Here is a 21,267-nt window from a genome sequence, read left to right as displayed (position 1 = left end):
TGCAAAATTCGATTCCAATCGCTTCGAAGTGCAAAATCTTCATTTAAAAATACATCATTGTCAAAAGGCATAAGATAAGGAGTGTTGCTTTACATGAGAAATAACTTACCCGAATTGGACCGTCGCAAAACGCAGAATGCATTGGAGGGTGTGTTTGAGAAATACCGAATTTATAAAACGATTACTTTTATGGATCGGGAGAGCTTTATTACGGCTGGCTATACGGATCGCCCGAACGGCCCAACGAATGTGACAAGCGATCCAACGGCCCGGACAGCCGTATATAATGTAGATGCTCCTGCCGCCCGCTTGGCCTACTGCGAAATGGTGGATGCCGTAGTGAGTCGCTTGAATGAACGCGAACAGCTGCTCATCCGTGAACGTTATTTAAAGGATGACGATGTGTTTGATTACAAGGTTTACAATTACGTACTGGACCCTCCGGTCAGCAAGGATACGTACACGAAGCTTCGTACGCGTGCTTTTTACAAAATGGCGCTTGCACTGGCGGACCAAGGCGTTTTAAATTTGGCAGGCTTGCAGAAGGGCGCGGATCGAAAACTGGGTTAATGTAATAATTATCCACTTGTTCTCATTTCTATTTTAAAATGGTTTCCTAAAAGGCCTTGATTTCCTGTAATAACAGGGATCAAGGCCTTTTTTTATAATAGGAACATATGTTCTCTAAAAACCTCCCAACATCATCCCTAGTCTCTGCTTTTATCGTCCATTTCCCCGGCAACGCATTCGTTATTAGGGTGTAAGATTATATCATCGGGAATCAAGACAAGAGGACATACCGAAGACACACACAGTCAAACGTTAGCCGGCCATTAGGGCCGGTTTTTTCATGCGGTGATCGTCTCTGTCGGTTCCCGGGAATTCGTTGTACAGAAAGGAGGAGTCGTGTTGCCTAAGCAAGGGATGCTGCAATGCATGAGTACGAGGCTGCGCCGGATGAGAACACGAAAGTGGAAAAAAGCCTGGCTGAATAGCCACAACATGCGAACGCAGGGGACGCAAAGGTGGCATGCCGCAGGATGAGACAAGCCTTTAAGCAAAAGCTCATTGAAATTATTCCAGCGCTGCAAGGGCGTGTATACGATGTTCAGCCACCGTCGCAGACGGCAGAGGAGCCGTATGCTGTTATGGCGCTGGGCGAGGAAATTTGGAAGTCTTCCTGGGCCGGTTATCGGCAGGTTGTTCGCATCAAGCTGTACGCAGGACAAGCCGGACTGGCGCAGGCTGATGTATGGGCGAATGCCCTGATTGCCGGGCTACACCGGGAACCAGTGACAGGTGCAGGTGAGGACACATCGGCTTTTACCGCGCACTATTTGGGTGTGCGGGATGCAGAAAAGCAGGACACTGTTACGGGCAAGGCCTATAGAACGCTGCGTTTTGGCGTGTATGTGCCTGAGACGGAAGGTGGTTCGGCCGTTCCAGCAAACGGTGCTACACAGCCGGAAGAGTGGCTGGCCGCGCTGGTCCGCTGGACGCAGAAGCAACTGGGCGAAACGTGGTCGGTATACGCCAACGCTTGGCCCGCACAGCCGGGACGGCACGCGGTACTGTGGCGGATGAGCGGCTGCGAAACTAGGATGGCGGGAGCCTCCATGTATGAGCTGCGCAAACGGTTCATCGGGCATATTACCGCCCCAGACACCACTGAAGAAAACCGCGCAGCTTCCGCACTGATCGAGGGCTTTGCCGCTCAAATCCAGCTTCCTCTGGATCAGGACAAGGGCCGTTATATGTCTACAGCTGAAGCTTCAGCTGATTTGCAGGCAGATGCCATTTTAGACGGTCAGCTTCGACTGATGCTAGTACAGCGGCGAATGCGCCCAGCCGAGGAAGCGGCGTTGATTCGCAGAGTGGAAATTCATCCTATTTTGAAATGAGGTGGTCCGAGTGACCTTGGAAAACCATGAGAAGGCCCCGGTATATGCCGGGCAGGAAGCAAGCGGCCCCCGCTATACGCTGGAGGAGCTAAAGGAGCACGCAGAACAATTGTTTTCCGTGAAAGAAGAAGTGCTGGCAGGCGCCTTTTTTGGCACACAGGACAAGCTGTTTACGGTAGCAGAAGCACACACTAAAATCGAACAATTTATGAAAGCGAAGGTGGACTAATTATGGCAGGCGGAACATGGGAAAACACGAATAAACCGGTATTACCGGGTTTGTATATGAATTTTCAGGCAGCAGCAGCTTCAGCAATTCAAGGTGGGTCGCGTGGTACGGTCGTTGTACCCGTTAAGGCGAATTGGGGCCCTGTACGTGAGTTTGTAGAGATCGGCAGTGAAACGGCAATCAGCCAAATCTTTTCCGGTGACAGTCTGGACGGTGCGACCGCGTATTCGACGCTGTATCTGGCTTTGCTGGGGGGTCCGAAAAAGCTTCTAGCCTACCGTTTGGCAGATGATACAGCTGCTGAAGCATCTGTGACGCTGAAAAGCGGCGGTGCGACCCCGGCGGATGTGCTGCGCCTGAAGGCTTTGTACACAGGTAGCCGCGGTAATGGTTTCGCTGTAACTGTACAGCCAACTTTGGGTGATGACCAAGCTCGTGAGGTGCGCCTCTATGAAGGAACCAAGCTACTCGGCACGTACAAAGGCAGTGACGGTACAGCAGCCTCTATTGCCAAGGCCATGAACGAGAACAGCGAAAACGTATGGGTGAAGGCCGAGGTTGTTGGCGACGGCGGCATTCCGGTGGATGTCAGCGGCGTACACCTCACTGGCGGCAACAGCGGCAATAGCAAGCTGGTTAATGCCGATTACATCGCGATGCAGGAGGCACTTGAAGGACAGGAATTTAATGTCTTGGCCCTGGATTATGCAGCTGATCTGGCATTGCTGCAAAGCTTTGCTGCCTGGATCAAGCGTGTCCGCAACGAAGGTAAAGGCGTAATCGCTGTATTCGGCGGTTCTGCGGCAGATGATGTGTCCAAAACAGCCGTCAGCTTGGCCTCTGCACGTTCCCTGGCGCTGAACCATGAAGGTATCGTGAACGTCGGTACAGGCGTACGTCTGGCAGGTACGGACTACAGTTCCGCCCAAACGGCTGCTTATGTAGCCGGGCTGATTGCAGGCCAACGTCTGAATCAATCGGCGACGTATGCGGTTACGCCTTTTGAGGATGTGACCCGTCGCTGGACACGTTCCGAGCAGGAGCAGGCAGTCCGTAATGGTGTCTTCCTGTTGTTCTTTGACGGTCGTCAGGTCAAAGCGCTGCGTGGCATCAACAGCTTGGTGAACCCGGCTGCTGGACAAAACAATGCATGGAAGAAAATTCGTTCCATCCGTGTCATGGATGCTATTAATGCTGACTTGCAGCGTGCAGCCGAAGAGACTTACATTGGCAAAATCAACAACACGGTGGAAGGTCGTCTGGCGCTTATCGGTGCGATCAAAGAATACCTGGCACAGCTGTCGCTGAGCAACGTCATCGAAGCAGACGGCTACGATGTCATTCTCGACCCAGCTTACTACGGAGATGCGCCAGTTATCAAACCGGAGCCGGATCAAGTGTTCCTGCAATGGAACGTGAAGCTCACCGACGTGATGGAACAACTGTTCGGCACATTTTACGTGCAATAAATAAGCATTTTACGTGTATAAGTAATTCAAGGCGATCAGCAGAAATAAAGTAGCTTGTTAACAACGAGGATTTTATGAAATCCCGAACTATATTATGAATCATTTTGAGGAGGAAAAAGAAATGTTGGATGCTTCAAGAGTCATTTTAGGTACGTATGGTCAGGCATATATTGATGGGGTATGGCAGACACATATTAACAAGCTCGAAGCTAGCGTGGAAATTGATAAAAGAGAATTGAATTTGGTTGGTAACACTTGGAAAGTGCATAAAAATGGAGCTAAAAAAGGTACTGGAACGATGAGTGGTTACAAAGTAACTTCTGATATGATTCGTCGCGGTTTTGAAAAATTCGATATTATTTCCAAGCTGGACGATCCCGAATCTTTTGGACATGAACGTGTTCGTTTGATTCGCTGCATGCCAGATAAGATTCAATTAGCTAACTGGACCGCAGGAGAGGAAGTACCAGAAGAAACGACCTTCACCTTCGAAGGTTATGAACTGCTTGATCCTATCGTTGCTGAGTAATCTATTGATCATGTTGGGCCTGGAGTAATTCCGGGCCTAATTTTCAAAATTTTATTAGGGGGATATAACATGAGCTTGCCTGAAAATATGTCAGAAGAACAAATTTTAGATAGTCTTTTTGAAGCTGCAGACAAATTACCAGAGGAAACTGTTCGAATTCAACGCCTCGATATGCTTCTCACACTTCGTGGTTTGACGTCCAACAAAGTAGATAGCATCCGTGAACGGTGCACAATTCGTAAAACCATTAAAGGCCGTGTGGATGAAAAAGTAGATACAGAAACATTTAATGCATTGCTTATCTCTGAAGCTACGGCTGGTCTAGAGGTAAAAGGTCTGCAAATTAATGGTTGGGGTGACCCGCGAATTACTAGCCGGCTTAAATTGTCCGGTGGTGAACAGGCTGTGCGCCGTATGCTTCTGGCAGGGGAACTGGATGCGGTAGGTGACAAAGTTCTGGAACTGTCCGGCTTCGGTGTGGAAATTGATGATCTAAAAAACTGATTCGCTCCGGCGGAATGACGACGGTGCTGTATCATCTGTGGATACGGCATCACCTCCGTCCCGGAGAGTTTTGGTCCTTAAACAGAGGGGAAAAATCCATGTTAATCGCTTTTGCAGAAGAGGAACTGGACGCATTATCAAAACAAATACAGCAATAATAGATACGCAAGGAGGTGAGTAGATGGCAGGATCAAGTAACTATAGAGTTAATATTGTTACAGATGTAGAGGATTTAATCATTACAAACCGGGAACTTAAAGCAACAAGTCGCTATATTGAGCAGATACAACGGCTTTCTGATCGCTTAGGTCGTGCCCGTTATCAGAGCTTGATTAAGCTAAATACGGAACTCAAGTATATGCACAGGCATCTGGGTAATATTTATAGCCTAGCTATTCGTCTTAGTCGGCTACGCATTAGGCCAAAAGTCTTTCTCATTGACAAGGCAACTCCGGTGCTTGAAGCGCTTATCAGAAAGCTAAAAAGTCTTAAGGATGCCTATATTGTTGCACGTGCTAAAACGGGCATTGATCAAGACAGTTCAAATAAGAAGAAAGCTAGGGGCGGCAACGGGGGAAACAATTTAAATGTTTCCAATATTGTGAACAAGTCTATCAGTGTTACTGCAAATATAGAAATAAAAGATCCTAAATTTGACTTTAACTTTAATTATGATATTAAGGTAAAACCACCAAGATTGAATATTAGAGTTGCAGCTCCAAAATATGCGCCTAAGATCAATGTAAAAACAGGTCCTATTCGAGTTTCTCCAAAAATTAAGGTGATCTGTGATTGTTGCTGTGGGAAAAAAGGAAACAATAAGAAAAGTATTGCTGAACAAGATGGACCTGATGGTAAAAGCAAAAACAAAAATAAGAACAACAAAAAAAATCCTGGAAAGAAACAAGGACTTCCTAAGCTGTGGGAAACGATAAAACGTATTTTTACCCCAAAGCCTGGCTCTAAGCCTCATAAGCCAGGAATTCCAGGAGGACCGAATGGAACTAAGGGGACACTTGGAAAAATATTTGATTTCGGTAAAAAAATACTTGGTGAAAATCCAGGAAATATGCTTAAAAAGATAGGCAAGGGAGCAATGAAGGGGGGCAAGAAGCTGCTTGGCCCAATTAGCATAGTATTAGATATTGTAGACATTGCTACTGCTTCGCCGGAAGAACGTCCGGCTGCTATTACATCAGCAGTTTTAGGAAGTAGTCTTACCACAGCTGGTGCAGCTATTGGTACAATGATTGCTCCGGGTATAGGTACCGTAATTGGTGGTCTTATTGGTGCAATTGCTAGTGTTATAGTAGATAGTTTAGCAGGTGAATGGTTAGCTCAAAAGTTCTCTGAAATGAGTGATTGGGCCGGAGAAAAAGCTACTTCTGCAATGGACTGGGTTGGAGAAAAAGCTATTGGTGCAAAGGATTGGATTGGCGAGAAAGCAAGTGTTGCGAAGGATTGGGTTGGTGAAAAAGCTTCCCAAGCTACAGATTGGATGAGTAATAAAGCATCTGATGTAAGTAATTGGTTTTCTAGTCAAACAAAAAGCTTGAAAAATGACTTCACCAATATGTTTGGTTATTCAAATGAACCTGAAAAATCACAACCTGCTGTTTCTGTAAATAAGGCCTCACAATCTTATAATCCCGCGTCAACTGCACCGGGGGCATCATTAGCTCTGTCAAGATTCCCCTCAGTTGATCCGGGACTTCCATTACCATCCTTTATCCAGCGTGCTCAAAACCGCTCCAAGGTAATTCAAGGCATGGGGCCAGGTGGTTCACAGATTTCTACGGCGAACGGAGGAAAACCCGCTCCGCAGTTCGTGCAAATAACGGATGAACAAATGAGTAGCTTCTCCGGTTTTCTCAAAGACTTCAAGACAGAAACGAACAACCAAATCAGTGTAACATTGCCTCCGGGAGCAGTACAGGTAACAGTTCAAGAAGATTCTATTGATTTCGACACAATGGCACTTCAAGTGGGACACCGGATTGTAAATGAGGTACGACAGGCAATTATTAATAGAGGTGGAGGGGACAATAGTTCCCTTAAAAAAGGTAAAGCTGTACTAGCCTAACGTAAATCTATCATAGTAGAAAGGAGGGGGGCTATGAGCATAGACTTTTTTCTGATTAATGGTAAAAGTGTATTTCAATTCCCGGTAAATCCTGAAGAGGTGAATATTTCACGACAAAAAGGATATGAGACAGTTACGATGCTTACACACGGAGAATTTGATTTTTCACAAGGAGAAAAGGTGAAAGAAATCACCTTTTCTTCTTTTTTTCCCAAGATGTATGATCCATCTTATTGCCGTTATAAAAATATTCCGGATCCTAACGAAGCGATGAACAAATTAAATGCAATGTTAAAAGCAGAGAAGCCGTATCAATTTATTATTACGAATACGCTAATTAATGTTCCTGTTTTTATCATTGCCCATAATACGACCTTTCGGGGAGGCGAGGCAGGAGACATATACTTTGAAATTACTTTGCGTACATGGCGTGAACCTAAAATAGTGTTGCGGAAAGGGGATTCCCCCAAAAAAGTAAACTCTAGTAACCTTCCACGCACGAATCTTAAAACCAAATCTAAGACGTATACTGTCAAAGCTGGAGATTCACTTTCTAAAATAGCAAAGCTGGAATTGGGGGACAGTTCCAAATGGAAAAGTATATATCAAATTAATACAAAGATCATAGGCAACAATCCGAATAAGATTAAAGTGGGCCAAAAGCTGGTGATGCCATGAGCTACCAAGTAATGCTTCAAGATAAATATGATCTTACCCCTCTGGTCGAAAAAATAACTTTAAAAGATGCTCTAAACCAAATTGCATATCAGGCCAGCATCCGTATAGCTGCTTCTCATGATATGCCGTCGATTACCCCAGGATTGCCTATTCGTGTCAGTGGAATTCCATTTGGAAAAAATGTGAAGGTACCACTTCTCCACCCTGCTGTTGTGTGGGAAGTAGAGAGCTCTAACAGCGGTACAAAACGTTTCTCTCTGGTGGTATATGACCGGACGATTTATTTGGATAAATCCGAGGATGAATATTTATTTCCCAAAGGACAAACGGCCACACAACGGTTGCGTAAATACGCGAAGGATTGGAAGTTTCAAATTCCCTCAATACCCGACACGAAAGTACAGTTAGGAAAAGGTATTTATCGTGCCCAGACTCTATATTCCATGATGCTTGCTGATTTGAAAGAGACAGCAAAATTGGGCGGAGATTTGTACCAGTTACGCATGACAAGTGCTGGATTGGAGCTATTTAAAATTGGTAGCAATCCTTCCCCCTATGTGTTAGACCGATTTATTGATCTTACGCAGTTGCGCACACTTGAGGGAGCCGTAACTAAAGTCAAAGTAATGACAGCTAATGAAAACGTAGGAAGCGGACAAGAGGTGCCGTCTAAGGTGCTGGCTGTAGCAGAAGGGGATACTAAAGCGCTAGGTACTTTGCAAAAACTGGTGGAAGATGATCAAGTGAAAGCAGCTGGTGGAGCGAGTAAGCTTGCTAAAAGTCATCTAACTGGAATCCAGGAAACTTTTACAGTTAATTTACCAGATATTAATACCATACGTGCTGGTGAAGCTGTGATGTTACAAGGATTAAAGTTGATTGTTACTTCGGTCAGTCGGGATTTGGGGAATCCGGGAAATATGACTTTAGAGCTCGCTTCCTTCGATATGGTTAAAAGGAGGTATTTTCTTGAGTAAAGACCCCTATGGTGCATTTGTAAGTGTAATGCAATCGTCTATGGCGGGACACACCCGGCAAGCGCTGAGTGGAGTGGGCGCGGTATTAGGCACGATTACCTCCACGGGGCTCAAGCTGGACGATTTTAAACATGAGCTTCAGGATTATCTGATCGCGGAGCTGCCGGGACTGCTATCTGTACCACGCCATATGTACAAAGGTACCTCAACCGCAGTGGAATCGGAAAATTGGGAAGGCAAAGAGCTGAAAACTTCCTTTTATATCGGGGAAGACGAGCTGGAGGATGTGAATCTCAGTTTGAACGAAGGACTCAAGCCCGGAGATCGTGTACTGGCGGTTCGGGTGAATAGCGGCAATGATGTGGTAGTCGTGTGCAAGGTGGTGAATGGACGTGGCTAATTTATTTCCCGAAACAGATGATATGATCTGGACAGACACGGATATGACCGACCCGGATGTACTGGAGGATACCCGCGCAGTATTTGGGCGAAGCTGGCGGTTTGATTTTGAAGCTGGAGAGTTTGTTATGAGCCCTAGCCGTAAAATCGTGACTACAGGGGAGAAAGAAGCCTGGGTACAGTGGTGTGAAAAAGCGATTCGCACTCCTCGCTACCGGCATGTGATCTATTCACCTGACTATGGTAGCGAGCTGGAGGAGCTAATTGGCAGCAGCTATGGGCACGGTGTGCAGGAAAGTGAAATTAAACGCATGGTCACAGAGGCGTTATTAGCAGATGCACGTACGGCTAGTGTGGACCAATTCACGTTTCGCTGGGAAGGTGAGGCGTGCCATTTTAGCTGCCAGATTACGAACGTGCGAGATGAAACGGAAATTGTGGAAAGTGTGGTGATCTAATGGCAGACTTGCCGGAATATTTGGTAGACCAGACGGAAGAGGAAATTTTAAATCGGATGCTGGAAAAAGTGCCTTCGGACATGGATAAGTCCGAGGGCTCTTTTATTTGGGATGCACAGGCGCCGGTAGCGTTTATGCTATCCGAAGCGGCAATCTGGGCGCAGGAGCTACTGCGACGTGGCTTTGCCAGCACAGCAGCCAGCGACAACCCGGATTTTCGCTCGCCGGAGCTGGATTTGCGGACAGCAGAGCATGGGGTGACACGGCGAGAAGCGGTTGCTGCCTCAGGTATGGTCACGTTCACGGGCACAGCGGGAACGACCGTCCCGGCGGGAACGTTGGTGGCGACCCCGGCAGATGATGTATCCGGGGAAGCTTCCATTGAGTATGGGACCACGGCATCGGTCACGCTAGATGAACAAGGTGCCGGGGAAGCGCCTATTCGGGCGGTCAATCCCGGGCGTAGCGGCAATGTGCCTGCGGGTGTCATCCAAGTGATGGCAACTCCGGTTAGCGGGGTTGCCTCTGTGATCAATACGGAGGAAACAAAAAGCGGTACAGACGTTGAGAGCGACCAGCTTTTGCTGGAGCGTTTTTATGCCAAGGTGCGGAACCAAGGCACAAGCGGCAACAAGGCGCAGTATACCCAGTGGGCGAATGAAATTGCTGGAGTGGGTGGCGTAGAAGTTGTTCCGCTCTGGAAAGGGCCAGGAACAGTGGGGTTATATGTACTGGATACGGACAAACGAGCAGCCAGCCCGGATATCGTGGCTGCGGTGCAAAAGTATATTGATCCGACGCAGGATGGGCAAGGAGAAGGGCTGGCACCAGCGGGTCCTGTGGTGACGATCATGCCAGCGACAGAAGTGGAAATTAACATCTCAGTCAAGGTACAGCGTACCAAAGAGAAGCCGTCCACATTGGATGAAATCAAAAAGCTGATCGAAAGCGGTGTGCGGACGTATTTGAAGCAGCTTGCTTTTTACAAGGAAGACCCGTTGGTACGTTACACCCGGATTTCTGCTGTGCTGCTGGACATTCCGATTATTATTGATTTCTCTGAACTGAAAATCAATGGACAGAGCAATCAGAATATTGAGATTGGATCAGGTCAGGTGGCAGTGCTGGGGACGGTGAGCGTCAGTGAGTAACAATGGAACGAACAGTTTTGAAGATTTATTGAATAACCCAGACCAGGGAAAACGTGCAAACCGTAGTGACACTTTTGTTAATCGGGTAACTATAGCGGGAGATACAGTGGGTCAAATGAGCAGCGAGCGGGGACGCGAGCTGCTTTCCTATTTGCCTGCCTATTATGAAACCTCACGTGTGATGCGTTCCGATATGGATGCTAAAGGAAGCGAATTGGACGCTTTGTATCTTGCAATGGATGCAACGGTGGGACAGTTTTTCGTGCGTACCGCCACATGGGGGTTGGAACGCTGGGAAATGGAGCTGGGTATCGAAACCGACCTGGCGAAGCCATTGGATCAACGGCGTGCGGTGGTGGAATCGAAGCTGCGAGGGGCAGGAACTTTTTCCGGCCGGCTTGTCAAAAATGTAGCTGAAGCTTACGACGGAGGCACGGTAGATGTTATCTTTCATCCCGCCGAATGGGGATTTACCGTCAAATTTATGGATACCATCGGGATTCCGCCCAACGTAGAGGATCTTAAAGCAGCCATTGAGGAGATCAAGCCCGCTCACATGGCGGTGGAGTACAAATTACGCTACCTGACCATTGCTGAAGTCGAGTCTATGACCGTCTATGAAAATGAACATACAACACAGGATAGATATTTAGGAGGTGGCGCATAACATGGCAAGCGAAAAAACACCAAATCTTGGCTTAAATCAAATTGACCGCACATCGCCCAAAACCACGTATTTTGATCTGGAGAAGTATTTGGACCAAAACTGGCGCGCTGTAGATGATTTTGCAGGTGATGTGAATGATGGTGTGAATGCGATCAAGAAGCGTCTGGATACGACGGATCGTAAGGCGGTAACTTTGGAACCTGGGGTACAAATTGTTCATGCGGAAAAGGCATCTCCGTTTTCGCTGACGGGGATGAGCGGGCGTACGTTGGTGAATCTGTTGGGGCGAGCAGGCTCTGGTGACCAAATCGGTAGCCTTTTAGGTTGGGATGCCGATCTTGCAGTTGATACATCTAATAAGGCGCAGGGTATGGGATCAATCAAGGTCACTGCAAAGAATGCCACCGGCGTGTATAACGTGTACAGTAGCGGATTAAAGCTTACTGGCGGAAGGTACTATATCGCCCTGGCTGATGTTAAAAACATCAATGCTTCAAATAATATTTATGTAAACTTTTCTACGGGTGGTAATAAGGCGCTCAAGCAGTCCATAGATAAGAGTCAATTTGTAACGATCTATACAAAATGTGCACCGGCAAACGATACTGCGATAAACTTGGAAGTTTCAGCGATTTCCACAGCAACGGGTCAAGCTTTTTATGCAGACGCGATTCGTCTCTATGAAGTTAGCGCCTCAGAATATGCTGCGCTGGATAGCATGGTTGCTGAACAGGTAGCTGCCAAATATCCATATGTAGACAGCGTAACGCCTGTGCGTAATCCGTATGCGATTCGGTATGGGGAGAATTTGGCCCCCCATTCCTTTTATTCTTGGAACGCTAAGGTGGGAACACCCGTTATTAAAGATGATCGAAGTGTTGTTGTTTCATCTTCCAATATAATGATATCTTCCATCTACCCATTAGTTTCTGGTCAGAGTTACACTATTTCCGCTCAGTCGAGTGGGTCAACGGGTAGAATACATGTAAATACACAAAACGAGACTGCGGTTGTCGGTAATGTAACAGGTATCGGACTTATCTCTTACACATTCACAGTTCCGGTAGGCACTAATGGTGTAGTGATCCGCTTGTTGGGGACATCCACTGACGATATAACGTTTTCCGATGTTATGCTTAACATCGGCAGCACAGCAAAAACATTCAGGTCGCGTGAAGACTCCATGCTTGCTCTCCAAACAGATCTGTACGCCGATCCGGTGACAGGTGGTAGTGCCGATAGGGTGTTTGAGCAGGATGGGCAGTATTTTAAAAGTAAGATGTGGAAGAGTTTGGTATTGGATGGATCGTTACCTTGGTTTTTTTTCTCGTCAGCAATGGGATATAAAGTTGTTCGTCTACCTATCACTAACGGCAGGGTTGATAGTGAGAGGATAACCAAGTTCGATGGTAAGTTGATTCAGCATGTTTTCCCACTGAGTGAGTCAGACCAATCCCACCTTAGCCCAGATTCGGGCGTAGTTGGTCTGTCCATCTCGAGCGCAGACAGCGGATGGGGAGACAACTATACGCCAACAACGGACGAAATTAAAGTGTATTTTATGGGTTGGAAAATGTATGATGCAGGAATATATACTCCAGAGGCGGCACAAGCAGCAACCACCGCGACATATAACGGTACAGGCACAAAATACTGGGTGCATCGTATTGGTGCAGCTACCTATTCCAAACCTTTGCCTACAGCTTCTTATGCGGAATACACGTCATATCAACTCATTTACCAACTTGCAGTTCCAGTTGTAGAGCATATTATCAGTGAAGGGCAACTATCCTTTGTTGAGGGCGATAATCAGATTGAAGTAGGTACGGGGATTGTACTGCGCGAAAGCTCAGGTATTAATACGATTCCCGGTGCTTATGCCTATGTGAATGCCGAAAGCCCTTTAAAATACAAACCGAGGAATATCCTTGCTGTGTACAAGAATGGTAAAAAGGATTCACGGTGGGAGGTTGTTATTAGGCCAGGTTCGGACGCCTTCGCACCCATAGGGGTAGCGTTTTCGCGGTTAGTTGTGGGGTTGTATGACCCAGCGGACAGCTTTTCAACAACCTACTTTATGACTGACGCATCTCCAGCCGTACCATTCACAGGCTCCTACGCAGCCAACGAGAAGACGCTTTTAGCGGACTTGGTGGAAAGTGTGCAGCAGAACACGGCGAGGGTGTCGGTGCTTGAGAACAAGAAGGCTGACAAAGATAATCCTGCATGGCTTACACCGACGTTGCTTAATGGGTGGACTAACATAGATACATCATTGAGCCAAATATCCTACCTAAAAGATTCAAATGGTTACGTCCACATAAAAGGTGTAGCCAAACCAGGCGCGATGAATACGAATGTGTTTCAGTTACCTGTAGGGTATAGACCTTCTCGAACGATCGTGGCTGGTGTGGCAGCGAATACAGACAAAGATCATGACGTTTTAGGGCGAATAAACATTGGAGCCAATGGCAACGTTGCGATACTTGCCGTAGCTGGCATCACGATAACAAATACTGGTTGGGTTAGTTTGGACAGTTTGCCGCCGTTTCTGGCTGAACAATAAGGAGGTCTAACACATGAAAGCAGTACCTAAAGTAAATACAAACGGCCTCTATCTGGAGGACGAGCTGGTGGACGATGCCTTTTCAGGTGTCGTCCCTTTTTATACTCCATCTTCGCCCACGCTATCTGATACAAAGCAGCAGCTAGACACCCATCGGCTTACTGACAGTAGCTCTAGTACCATAAATGGAACAAGTTCAGAAAGCATCCTTGCTGGTTATACGATAGCAATTTCAGTGCCGCCAGGCTTATATCATCCTCGTTTTGATATCCAAGGCTGGCTGACTTATGAAGCGGAATATAACCAAAAATTGATAGAAGCACAGGGTGCGTATGAGCAGTTGAACAAGGAATCTCAGGCAGCATTTCAGAAGCTGCATGATGAATGGCAAAACAAGCCGGAAAACGAACGCGGGGATGAACCTGTATATTTTGCTCAGACATTCACGGCTCCAGAACGAAGAGACCCAACGACGTTCTGGAGTGAAGGATTAAGTGCCGAAGCGATTAAGGAACTGACACAAAAAGCAGAGCAACAGCCAAGTGAGACAGATCAATTGAAGCAGCGTATTGCAGATCTCGAAGTAATGCTGACTCAGCTCATGCTTGGTAGCACAGGAAAATAACGTGTACTGACTATTATATATAGCAAAAATTTTTATATAAAAGAGGTGAAGTCATAACTATGACCGCTTTAACAGAGGCTCAATTGCGTATTTGTGCTCATGCTTGCATCACCCGCTATGAGCGGGGAGAGGGCGATATAGCAACGATCATGGGAAGCTACATTTTAGATGAAGAACAACGTGAACAAGTAATGAAGATTATTTTATCCAAGCGTTCTGATCTGGTAACGGGCAACGTAGGTGATTCATCATCAACTGAAGCTCTGAATGAGCAGGAAGAAACGGTTAAATGGTATAACTCTATTTTCCGTAAAAAAACAGTATAGAGAACAAAACAAAGATAATTGTTTATTTGCCCTTGGATCAGTCCAAGGGCATTCATTTTACACCTTGGTTCAGAAGGGGGAACAAACATGCATGAAAAGATCGATCAGATTTGGCTGGGGCTATCCACGGGGACCTTGATCGGTTATTTTTTTGGGGGGTGGACCACAATGTTGACGTTGCTGTGGTGGATGGTCGTGATCGACTTTTTCACTGGATGGGCAGCGGCCTGGATTAATGGAGAGCTAAAAAGCCGCCAGGGGTATTACGGTATTTTTCGCAAGGTTACCGTGTTTTTGCTCATTACGGTAGCTCATCTAATCGACGGTATTCTCGGGGATGCACATTACTTCCGGGATGCCGTCGTTTTCTTTTATTTAGCGAACGAGCTGTTGTCCATTATTGAAAATGTGGGCAGAATGGGAGTGCCGATGCCGGATATTTTGCGGAATGCGGTAGCTATTTTTGAGTCCAAGTCGAGTGGAGAAAAAATAAAGCCAACCGACCCTTCCGACAAAGAAAATAAAGCTTCATAAAGTGCCACCAGTAGCCACTACCAAAATAGGCAGACTACCTTTTCGCCCTTTTTTCGGTGTAAAAGTGGAAAAGCCCAGACCGTATGGATGGTCCAAGCATATGGATAACAGAGACAAAGTGAGCTACAACATTATGAATGATAAGGAGGGAACGCCTTATGCAGAATCGCAGCCCTAACGCTGCCGAAGGCATTGACGTATCCCGATATCAGGGAACGATTGATTGGAAGCGTGTACGAGCCGATGGTAAATCGTTTGCCTTTATTAAAGCGAGTCAAGGACAGCGTTACGTCGATCCGACATTTATCACGAATGCAAAAGGGATCAAGGCAGCCGGGATTCTCCTGGGAGCTTACCATTTTGTAGATGCAACTAGTGTAAACGCAGCAAAAGCGGAAGCCAGGCATTTCGCCGAGGTGCTGGATCAGGTGGGGGGTGCGAAAGCGCTGGACTTGCCAGCGGTGATGGATTACGAAAATAATCCAGGAGGGCTTAGCTCGGCCGCGATTCATGAGGTTGCGTTGGCATTTATAACGGAATTTGAACGAGTAAGCGGCCGCAAGCCGATGGTATATACAGGGAATGCTTTTGCTGCCCATTTCAAAGCCCCATTGGGTAGTTATAAGCTGTGGATTGCGCGTTATAGTACACGAGTGCCCGGCGACACCACGGCATGGAAGCGCTGGGACTTTTGGCAATATAGCGATAGTGGACGGGTTGATGGAATTCAAGGGCCGGTTGACCTGAATGTATACGTCGGAACAGAGGCCGAGCTACGCCAAGCATTTGTAGGAGAAAAGGGGGATGAGCCAATGACAGCAGAGGAAAAAGCGGCATTTAAGGCCCTGCAGCAGCAGGTCGCCGCCCTTGAAAACAGCAAAGATGTGCTTAAGCAGACGTTGAATGAACAAAGCGCTTATATTAAAAAGGTGGATCAGCGGGTAGCTGAACTGGAGGCGCGTCAGGCTATGCCTGTACCGACCTGGGCGAAGGAAGCGATGGCTGCCGCTGTTGCATTTAATCCGGCAAGCCCGATTGTGGATGCGAAACTGCCAAGCAGTTACGATTTTTATCGCTTACTGGTCGTACTGAACCGTCTGGGTGTGTTTAAAACAACCAAATGATCTTCGAAAGAACTCATTCACTGCCAATCCCACTTTTATATGAAATGAGTAAAGCAGTTACGCCCGAAGTCTAAATAGACAGGCGGTTGAAGGCAACCGCCTGCCCTTATTGCACCCTTATTCGAAAAGCAATTCAATATCCTCTTGGCTAATCCGAGCAGATTCAAAGTCCGAAGGAGTGAAGTGAACATTCTGCTGACTAAGTGTAAAATCAATCACACGGTGTAGAGTTTGGACATACATATGCATAAATTCAGTTATACTTTCTTTTTCAAACATTTCCGTGCTGTACATCATATGGACCACCAACTGGTCGTTAACAATCAGGCTGTTGATATCGATGCCAGCCGTTAGATGATTGACGAAGTCCACATCTTGAAGGCCTGGAGTATGCTTATATACATAGTCTGAACTCTGACTTTCATGATCGAACTGTCCCAGATAATTGAAGCGTAGGGGACGAATCTCTTTACTTTTTTCAATAGCTCCTAGCATGTATTTTAAAATGCCATAACCGATACCCTGTTGGGGAATGCGTCGGCGCAGTTCCTTGACATATGCAATGACACTGCCTATTTCTGTACCTGGCACTTGAATACGCAAGGGATGTAACACCGTAAACCAGCCAACCGTTCTGGATACGTCTACGTGATCCAGGCCCCTTCCGTGATGCTCAACCTCATAAGTGAAATCGTCCAACCCGATCCATTCCTTTACACTTAACGCCAAGGCAGCTAGCTGTAAATCCACAGGCTCAGTATGATAGACCTGATTCGCCTTGGTGAGCAGTTTGTGCGTATGGGTAGGGGAAAGTACTCCTTCGACGACTGCACATGAAGCATAGTTTACGGCAGTATCTGGCTGGCTTGTGATGAATGCTGGAAAATGGTCGTTGCCGCCCTCCATTTCATTCCAAAAATCAAGCTCCTCCCGTAGATCCGCAGTAGTGGAATAATGATGAAGCTCCTTGGCAAAGGTTTGAACAGAGGCTGTTTTTCTTGAAAAATGTACCTCCTTCCCTTCTTCTAAGGCATGATAAGCCTCCAATACATCCTCCAATATAATTCTCCAGGAAACTCCATCTACAACCAGATGATGCGCAGTGATGAACAATTCCCAGGTTCCTTGTCCGTGATCGAATATAGCTGCTCGAATAGGAAGACGGTGGGACAGATCGAAACCGGATTGCAAGCTATGCACCAGCTTATTGAATTCATGCTGCCGAGCCTCTGCTGAAATAGGAGTCATGTCATAACAATCCAGCTTGAATGGGATTGCAGTGAGTTCCGGGTTATAAAATAACTTGCCATCCGGGTGCATGCTCATCCTTAAAGCATCGTGATGTTCAATTACTTTGTGAAATGCCTTTTCTAGAGCAGAACGATCCATTTCATTTTTCAGCAGAAGCAAGACCGATTGATTATAGTGATGAGGATTATGAAATGACTGCTCCATAAACCACAAGGAGATCGGTGTAGGCTGAATTTCTCCGCTGACGGGAGCTGAAGAATCGTACAGTCGGCTCTTTTGGCGTGTGTAATGAGCAAGCTCTGCTATACTGGGATGCGCTAAAACATCCTGTACACCCACTTCCAAATCATAGTTATTTAATTTGGAAGTCATCTGGATCGCTTTAATAGAGTCTCCGCCCAGTGCAAAGAAATTATCGTGGATACCTATGGTAGACGTATGGAACAGCTCTTCCCAAACCTGCACGAGAATGCTTTCCACCGTATTATGGGCTTCCACATATATGTCAGTTAATCCAGAGGACACGTCTGGTACAGGAAGCTTTTGCTTGTCCACCTTGCCATTGGATGTAAGCGGAATGATTTCCAGCTGGAGTATGTGGCTTGGTACCATATAATGGGGAAGACAAGCATGTAAATAATCTTTGAGAAGCTTGGGAGAGATAGCACGATCAGATACATAATAGGCACACAAAACGGGATATCTATTCGCATCGCCTGTTTCCACAACGTTTACGACAGCATGCTGGATGTCAGGATAGGAGGATAAAGCTCCTTCAATCTCACCCAGCTCGATACGAAAGCCTCTGATTTTAACCTGGTTATCATTTCGGCCAAGGTATTCGATCAGGCCATTTTCCAGCCGTATCCCCATGTCACCGGTTTTATACATTCGTTCGCCAGGAACAAAAGGATTATCGAGAAACCTTTCTTTTGTGAGTTCCAGTCTGTTCAGATATCCTCTTGCCACTCCATGACCGGAAATGTAGATTTCTCCTTTTACCTGCACAGGAACAGGCTTTAAGTGCGTATCCAGCAAATATACAGCCACGTTATCGGAAGGCACACCGATGGGAACGGATCTTCTGCTATCCCGGTCTGCATCATACATATGGATCATGCAGCCTACGACGGTTTCCGTAGGTCCGTACTCATTGAACAGGGCAATACTTCCGCCAAACTTGTCATGAATGTTGTGAGCAAGACTGACTTTGAGATCTTCTCCTCCTACAATGCATTTGCGGACGCTCGATGTACGAATGTCCGACTCTTGTAGAAGGGACAAGTGTGCGGGAGTTAGCTTTACAATGGTTGTACGTTGGTCTTTCATAATGCGGAACAATACAAATTCGCCGGGATCATCATCTCTGTAGAGGTTAATGGCATGTCCGCTGATTAATGGGGTGAATATGGAAGTGACAGTCAGATCAAAGGCTATTGACGAATAACAAGCAAAGACCTCGTGAGCTGCGGACAAGTAGGTTTTATTCGCCCACCATATGTAATTCACAAGTCCCTTGTGCGGAACTGCCACTCCTTTAGGTTTGCCTGTGGAACCGGAGGTGTAAATTACATAAGCGAGCTGGTTCGGTCCGCTTTGTGGCTTCAAATTCGAGCAATCTCCATGGTACAGGGATGCATCGTCTATACGATAAACTCCTCTGGAAAATGAAATATCATCATTCAAAGGTGCATCGGTAAGAAGCAAAGCAGCCCCGGAATCCTCCAGCATATAGCTAACACGGTCAGCTGGATAGTGAGGATCTATAGGCAGATAGGCCCCACCTGATTTCAACACAGCTAAGACCGAAATGATAAGCTCAAATGAATGCCCAGCCATGATCCCCACGATACTCTCTTGCCCAATACCACGGCTTTTTAAAAACCTCGCCAGTTGGTTAGCTTGTTCATTTAACTCACGATAGGTTAACGTGTGCTCTTCAAAGTAACAGGCAATATTAGTAGCTTTTTCAACGACTTGCTGCTCAAATAACTGAGTAATGGTTAGGGACGAGGGATAGGAAGAACGTGTTTGATTCAGCCCATAGATCAGCTCATTTTGTTCCTGCGGAGATAGCATTTCAATTTCCGCAATCGGGGTCTGTGGCTGCTCGATCATCTCGCGAACGATATGAATGATATACTCAAACATTTTTGCGATCTGCGTCTCACTGTAAGAATTCACTTTATAGTCAAAGTCCAGCGTAATTCTTCCGCTCCCCTCCCAGTCACGAATAACCAGTTGCAGCGCATAAGGTTGATAACCACTGAAAACCTCCTGAACTTCATAGGGGCACCCATCAAATTGGGGACTAAATTTCATATTGTAATAATTAACACACATACCAAACAGACTGTTATATCCTTTTTGAGCAAGCTCCAGGTCACTAGCTAGAAGATCATATGGATATTTTTGATGAAAATAAAAATTCATCAGCTCTGCCCCCACATGCTTCATCAAAGAGCAGGCATCTAAAGCTTCATCCAGTTGGATGCGAAACGGCATGGTGCTGGTGAACATACCAAACGTATTTTTTTGTTTTTTGCCCGATCTGTTTAGGACTGGAGTCCCGATCACCACATCGGTTTCTTGAGTCGTCCGGTAGATGTAAAGCAGAAGGGCGGATACGAATAATACGTTTACAGAAAGTTTGGAGCTTTGGATAAAGGTCTGAATTATACGTGAAGTTTCACTGTCGATGGCAAAGGACGTTCGAACGGCCGAAATATCTTTGCTTTTGTTGATAGGTATCATGTCGGGTAAGGTTTGAAATTTTTCATGCCAGAATATTTTATTTTTAATAAAACGCTCAGATGTTAAATAGGCTTGTTCTTGATCAATGATAGGTATGTAGGAATATTCTTCATCAGCAGGCAGGGGGCTGTGGTTAACCAGTAGTGTATAATACTGCGAAATTCGTTCAGACACGATATGTAAGGCCCAACCGTCTGCAATAATATGATGAAATTGACCCAAATAACCAACATCACCAGGCCCAAGTTTAAAAATAACAAAAGAATACAGTTTGGCATTCAACAGAGGCATAACCTGTCCGCTCACAGCCTTCAGCCATTGTTCAAAATGAAGTAACGGATCAGGCTCATGACTAAAATCAATACATGTGATCTGCTCCTTTTCATAGGGCTTTACGTACTGTACGGGTTCTCCATTTTGCTCTTCGATCTGGATGCGGAGGCCTTCCGTTTTGGAAATGAAGAGTTGAATCGCTTTCTCCAGCGCGTCAAACTCTAGTTCCTTTTGAATGCGTACAAGTCCGGTCAAATTGTGCATGGCTGTCGTACCATATATTTTCTCGTTATACCAAACTCTTTTTTGAGAATGCGTTAATGCATAGAACATCCATTAGCCTCCTTATACATGCAGATATTGAAAAACATAGAGTCTACATAAAAATGATCCTAGACCACCCAATAAAAACAATCAAGCAGAAAAAATGTATTTTTAAACAAAAAATAAAACGGATTTTCGACAATTTTATTCCAATTTAAAAAGGCGAGTTCCCTTTAAAAGGTTTCCGTAGGTTTACAATGGAATTTTTAAAAAAGTGTGAATTAGCTCACTACATCCGATATGGATGAAATGTTAAGGTGTTAATACAATTTCGATAATATTGATAAATATTAATTTATTAAGTATTTCTGGTAATTGACTCTCCGATTTCGCAATCAATATCCTGGCATTCTTCCTTAATTTTCCTTTAAATAAATCCATTCCTATTTAACATATATTTACTCTTAAACTATTTAATTATCCATAAATTAAATATACAAATTGT

Annotated in this window: 20 protein-coding genes; 19 read left to right on the top strand and 1 reads right to left on the bottom strand. The window is 45.8% G+C overall.

Annotation, left to right across the window (positions count from 1 at the left end; all coding sequences use genetic code 11):
* Positions 1-93 precede the first annotated feature (93 nt).
* From NSS66_RS05575 to NSS66_RS05485, 19 genes are all read left to right on the top strand, one after another.
* Positions 94-570 carry an ArpU family phage packaging/lysis transcriptional regulator gene (locus NSS66_RS05575; protein WP_013309118.1) on the top strand — a complete coding sequence of 159 codons (477 nt, stop codon included), beginning with the start codon at positions 94-96 and terminating at the stop codon, positions 568-570.
* Between the two features lie 339 nt (positions 571-909).
* Positions 910-1,044 (top strand): hypothetical protein, encoded by a 135-nt coding sequence (locus NSS66_RS05570; protein ID WP_023987373.1) that lies wholly within the window; start codon positions 910-912, stop codon positions 1,042-1,044.
* Complete coding sequence (locus tag NSS66_RS05565) at positions 1,041-1,901, top strand: hypothetical protein (RefSeq protein ID WP_023987374.1); 861 nt, start codon at positions 1,041-1,043, stop codon at positions 1,899-1,901. Before NSS66_RS05570 ends, NSS66_RS05565 begins: the two co-directional genes overlap by 4 nt.
* A 10-nt stretch (positions 1,902-1,911) precedes the next feature.
* Entirely contained in the window at positions 1,912-2,130 is a 219-nt protein-coding gene (locus NSS66_RS05560; RefSeq protein WP_013309120.1) for a hypothetical protein, read from the top strand.
* Between the two features lie 2 nt (positions 2,131-2,132).
* Entirely contained in the window at positions 2,133-3,599 is a 1,467-nt protein-coding gene (locus NSS66_RS05555; protein ID WP_160789420.1) for a phage tail sheath family protein, read from the top strand.
* Between the two features lie 121 nt (positions 3,600-3,720).
* Positions 3,721-4,128, top strand: coding sequence for a phage tail tube protein (locus tag NSS66_RS05550; protein WP_190298777.1), 408 nt, complete (start codon positions 3,721-3,723; stop codon positions 4,126-4,128).
* 69 nt (positions 4,129-4,197) lie between these two features.
* A complete protein-coding gene (locus NSS66_RS05545) occupies positions 4,198-4,632 on the top strand; it encodes a phage tail assembly chaperone (RefSeq protein WP_025678604.1) in 435 nt (144 codons plus the stop codon).
* A 181-nt stretch (positions 4,633-4,813) separates the two neighbouring features.
* On the top strand, positions 4,814-6,715 hold the full coding sequence (locus tag NSS66_RS05540; RefSeq protein WP_340958548.1) for a hypothetical protein: 1,902 nt from the start codon (positions 4,814-4,816) through the stop codon (positions 6,713-6,715).
* A gap of 39 nt (positions 6,716-6,754) precedes the next feature.
* The gene (locus tag NSS66_RS05535; protein ID WP_340958600.1) at positions 6,755-7,393 is read left to right on the top strand and encodes a LysM peptidoglycan-binding domain-containing protein; all 639 of its coding nucleotides are present in this window, start codon (positions 6,755-6,757) and stop codon (positions 7,391-7,393) included.
* Positions 7,390-8,370 (top strand): XkdQ/YqbQ family protein, encoded by a 981-nt coding sequence (locus tag NSS66_RS05530; RefSeq protein WP_340958547.1) that lies wholly within the window; start codon positions 7,390-7,392, stop codon positions 8,368-8,370. The genes NSS66_RS05535 and NSS66_RS05530 overlap by 4 nt, the downstream gene beginning before the upstream one ends.
* A complete protein-coding gene (locus tag NSS66_RS05525; RefSeq protein WP_340958546.1) occupies positions 8,363-8,770 on the top strand; it encodes a hypothetical protein in 408 nt (135 codons plus the stop codon). Before NSS66_RS05530 ends, NSS66_RS05525 begins: the two co-directional genes overlap by 8 nt.
* A complete protein-coding gene (locus NSS66_RS05520; RefSeq protein ID WP_340958545.1) occupies positions 8,757-9,227 on the top strand; it encodes a DUF2634 domain-containing protein in 471 nt (156 codons plus the stop codon). The genes NSS66_RS05525 and NSS66_RS05520 overlap by 14 nt, the downstream gene beginning before the upstream one ends.
* Positions 9,227-10,378 carry a baseplate J/gp47 family protein gene (locus tag NSS66_RS05515; protein ID WP_340958544.1) on the top strand — a complete coding sequence of 384 codons (1,152 nt, stop codon included), beginning with the start codon at positions 9,227-9,229 and terminating at the stop codon, positions 10,376-10,378. Before NSS66_RS05520 ends, NSS66_RS05515 begins: the two co-directional genes overlap by 1 nt.
* Positions 10,371-11,045: a YmfQ family protein gene (locus NSS66_RS05510; protein ID WP_340958543.1), complete on the top strand. Its 675-nt coding sequence runs from the start codon at positions 10,371-10,373 to the stop codon at positions 11,043-11,045. Before NSS66_RS05515 ends, NSS66_RS05510 begins: the two co-directional genes overlap by 8 nt.
* A gap of 1 nt (position 11,046) precedes the next feature.
* Entirely contained in the window at positions 11,047-13,611 is a 2,565-nt protein-coding gene (locus NSS66_RS05505) for a hypothetical protein (RefSeq protein ID WP_279831935.1), read from the top strand.
* A 13-nt stretch (positions 13,612-13,624) separates the two neighbouring features.
* Positions 13,625-14,236 carry a hypothetical protein gene (locus NSS66_RS05500; protein WP_279831934.1) on the top strand — a complete coding sequence of 204 codons (612 nt, stop codon included), beginning with the start codon at positions 13,625-13,627 and terminating at the stop codon, positions 14,234-14,236.
* 59 nt (positions 14,237-14,295) lie between these two features.
* Positions 14,296-14,562 (top strand): hypothetical protein, encoded by a 267-nt coding sequence (locus NSS66_RS05495; protein ID WP_023987386.1) that lies wholly within the window; start codon positions 14,296-14,298, stop codon positions 14,560-14,562.
* Positions 14,563-14,649: 87 nt separating this feature from the next.
* On the top strand, positions 14,650-15,096 hold the full coding sequence (locus NSS66_RS05490) for a phage holin family protein (protein WP_023987387.1): 447 nt from the start codon (positions 14,650-14,652) through the stop codon (positions 15,094-15,096).
* 158 nt (positions 15,097-15,254) lie between these two features.
* On the top strand, positions 15,255-16,220 hold the full coding sequence (locus NSS66_RS05485) for a glycoside hydrolase family 25 protein (protein WP_028543136.1): 966 nt from the start codon (positions 15,255-15,257) through the stop codon (positions 16,218-16,220).
* Between the two features lie 117 nt (positions 16,221-16,337).
* Here the strand turns inward: NSS66_RS05485 and NSS66_RS05480 are convergent, their stop codons facing one another.
* Positions 16,338-20,831, bottom strand: coding sequence for an amino acid adenylation domain-containing protein (locus tag NSS66_RS05480; RefSeq protein WP_264454074.1), 4,494 nt, complete (start codon positions 20,829-20,831; stop codon positions 16,338-16,340).
* Between the last annotated feature and the right edge of the window lie 436 nt (positions 20,832-21,267).

This window comes from Paenibacillus sp. FSL R10-2748, assembly GCF_038005565.1.
Taxonomy (GTDB): Bacteria; Bacillota; Bacilli; order Paenibacillales; family Paenibacillaceae; genus Paenibacillus; species Paenibacillus polymyxa_B.
This window is presented reverse-complemented; position numbering and strand designations above follow the sequence as displayed.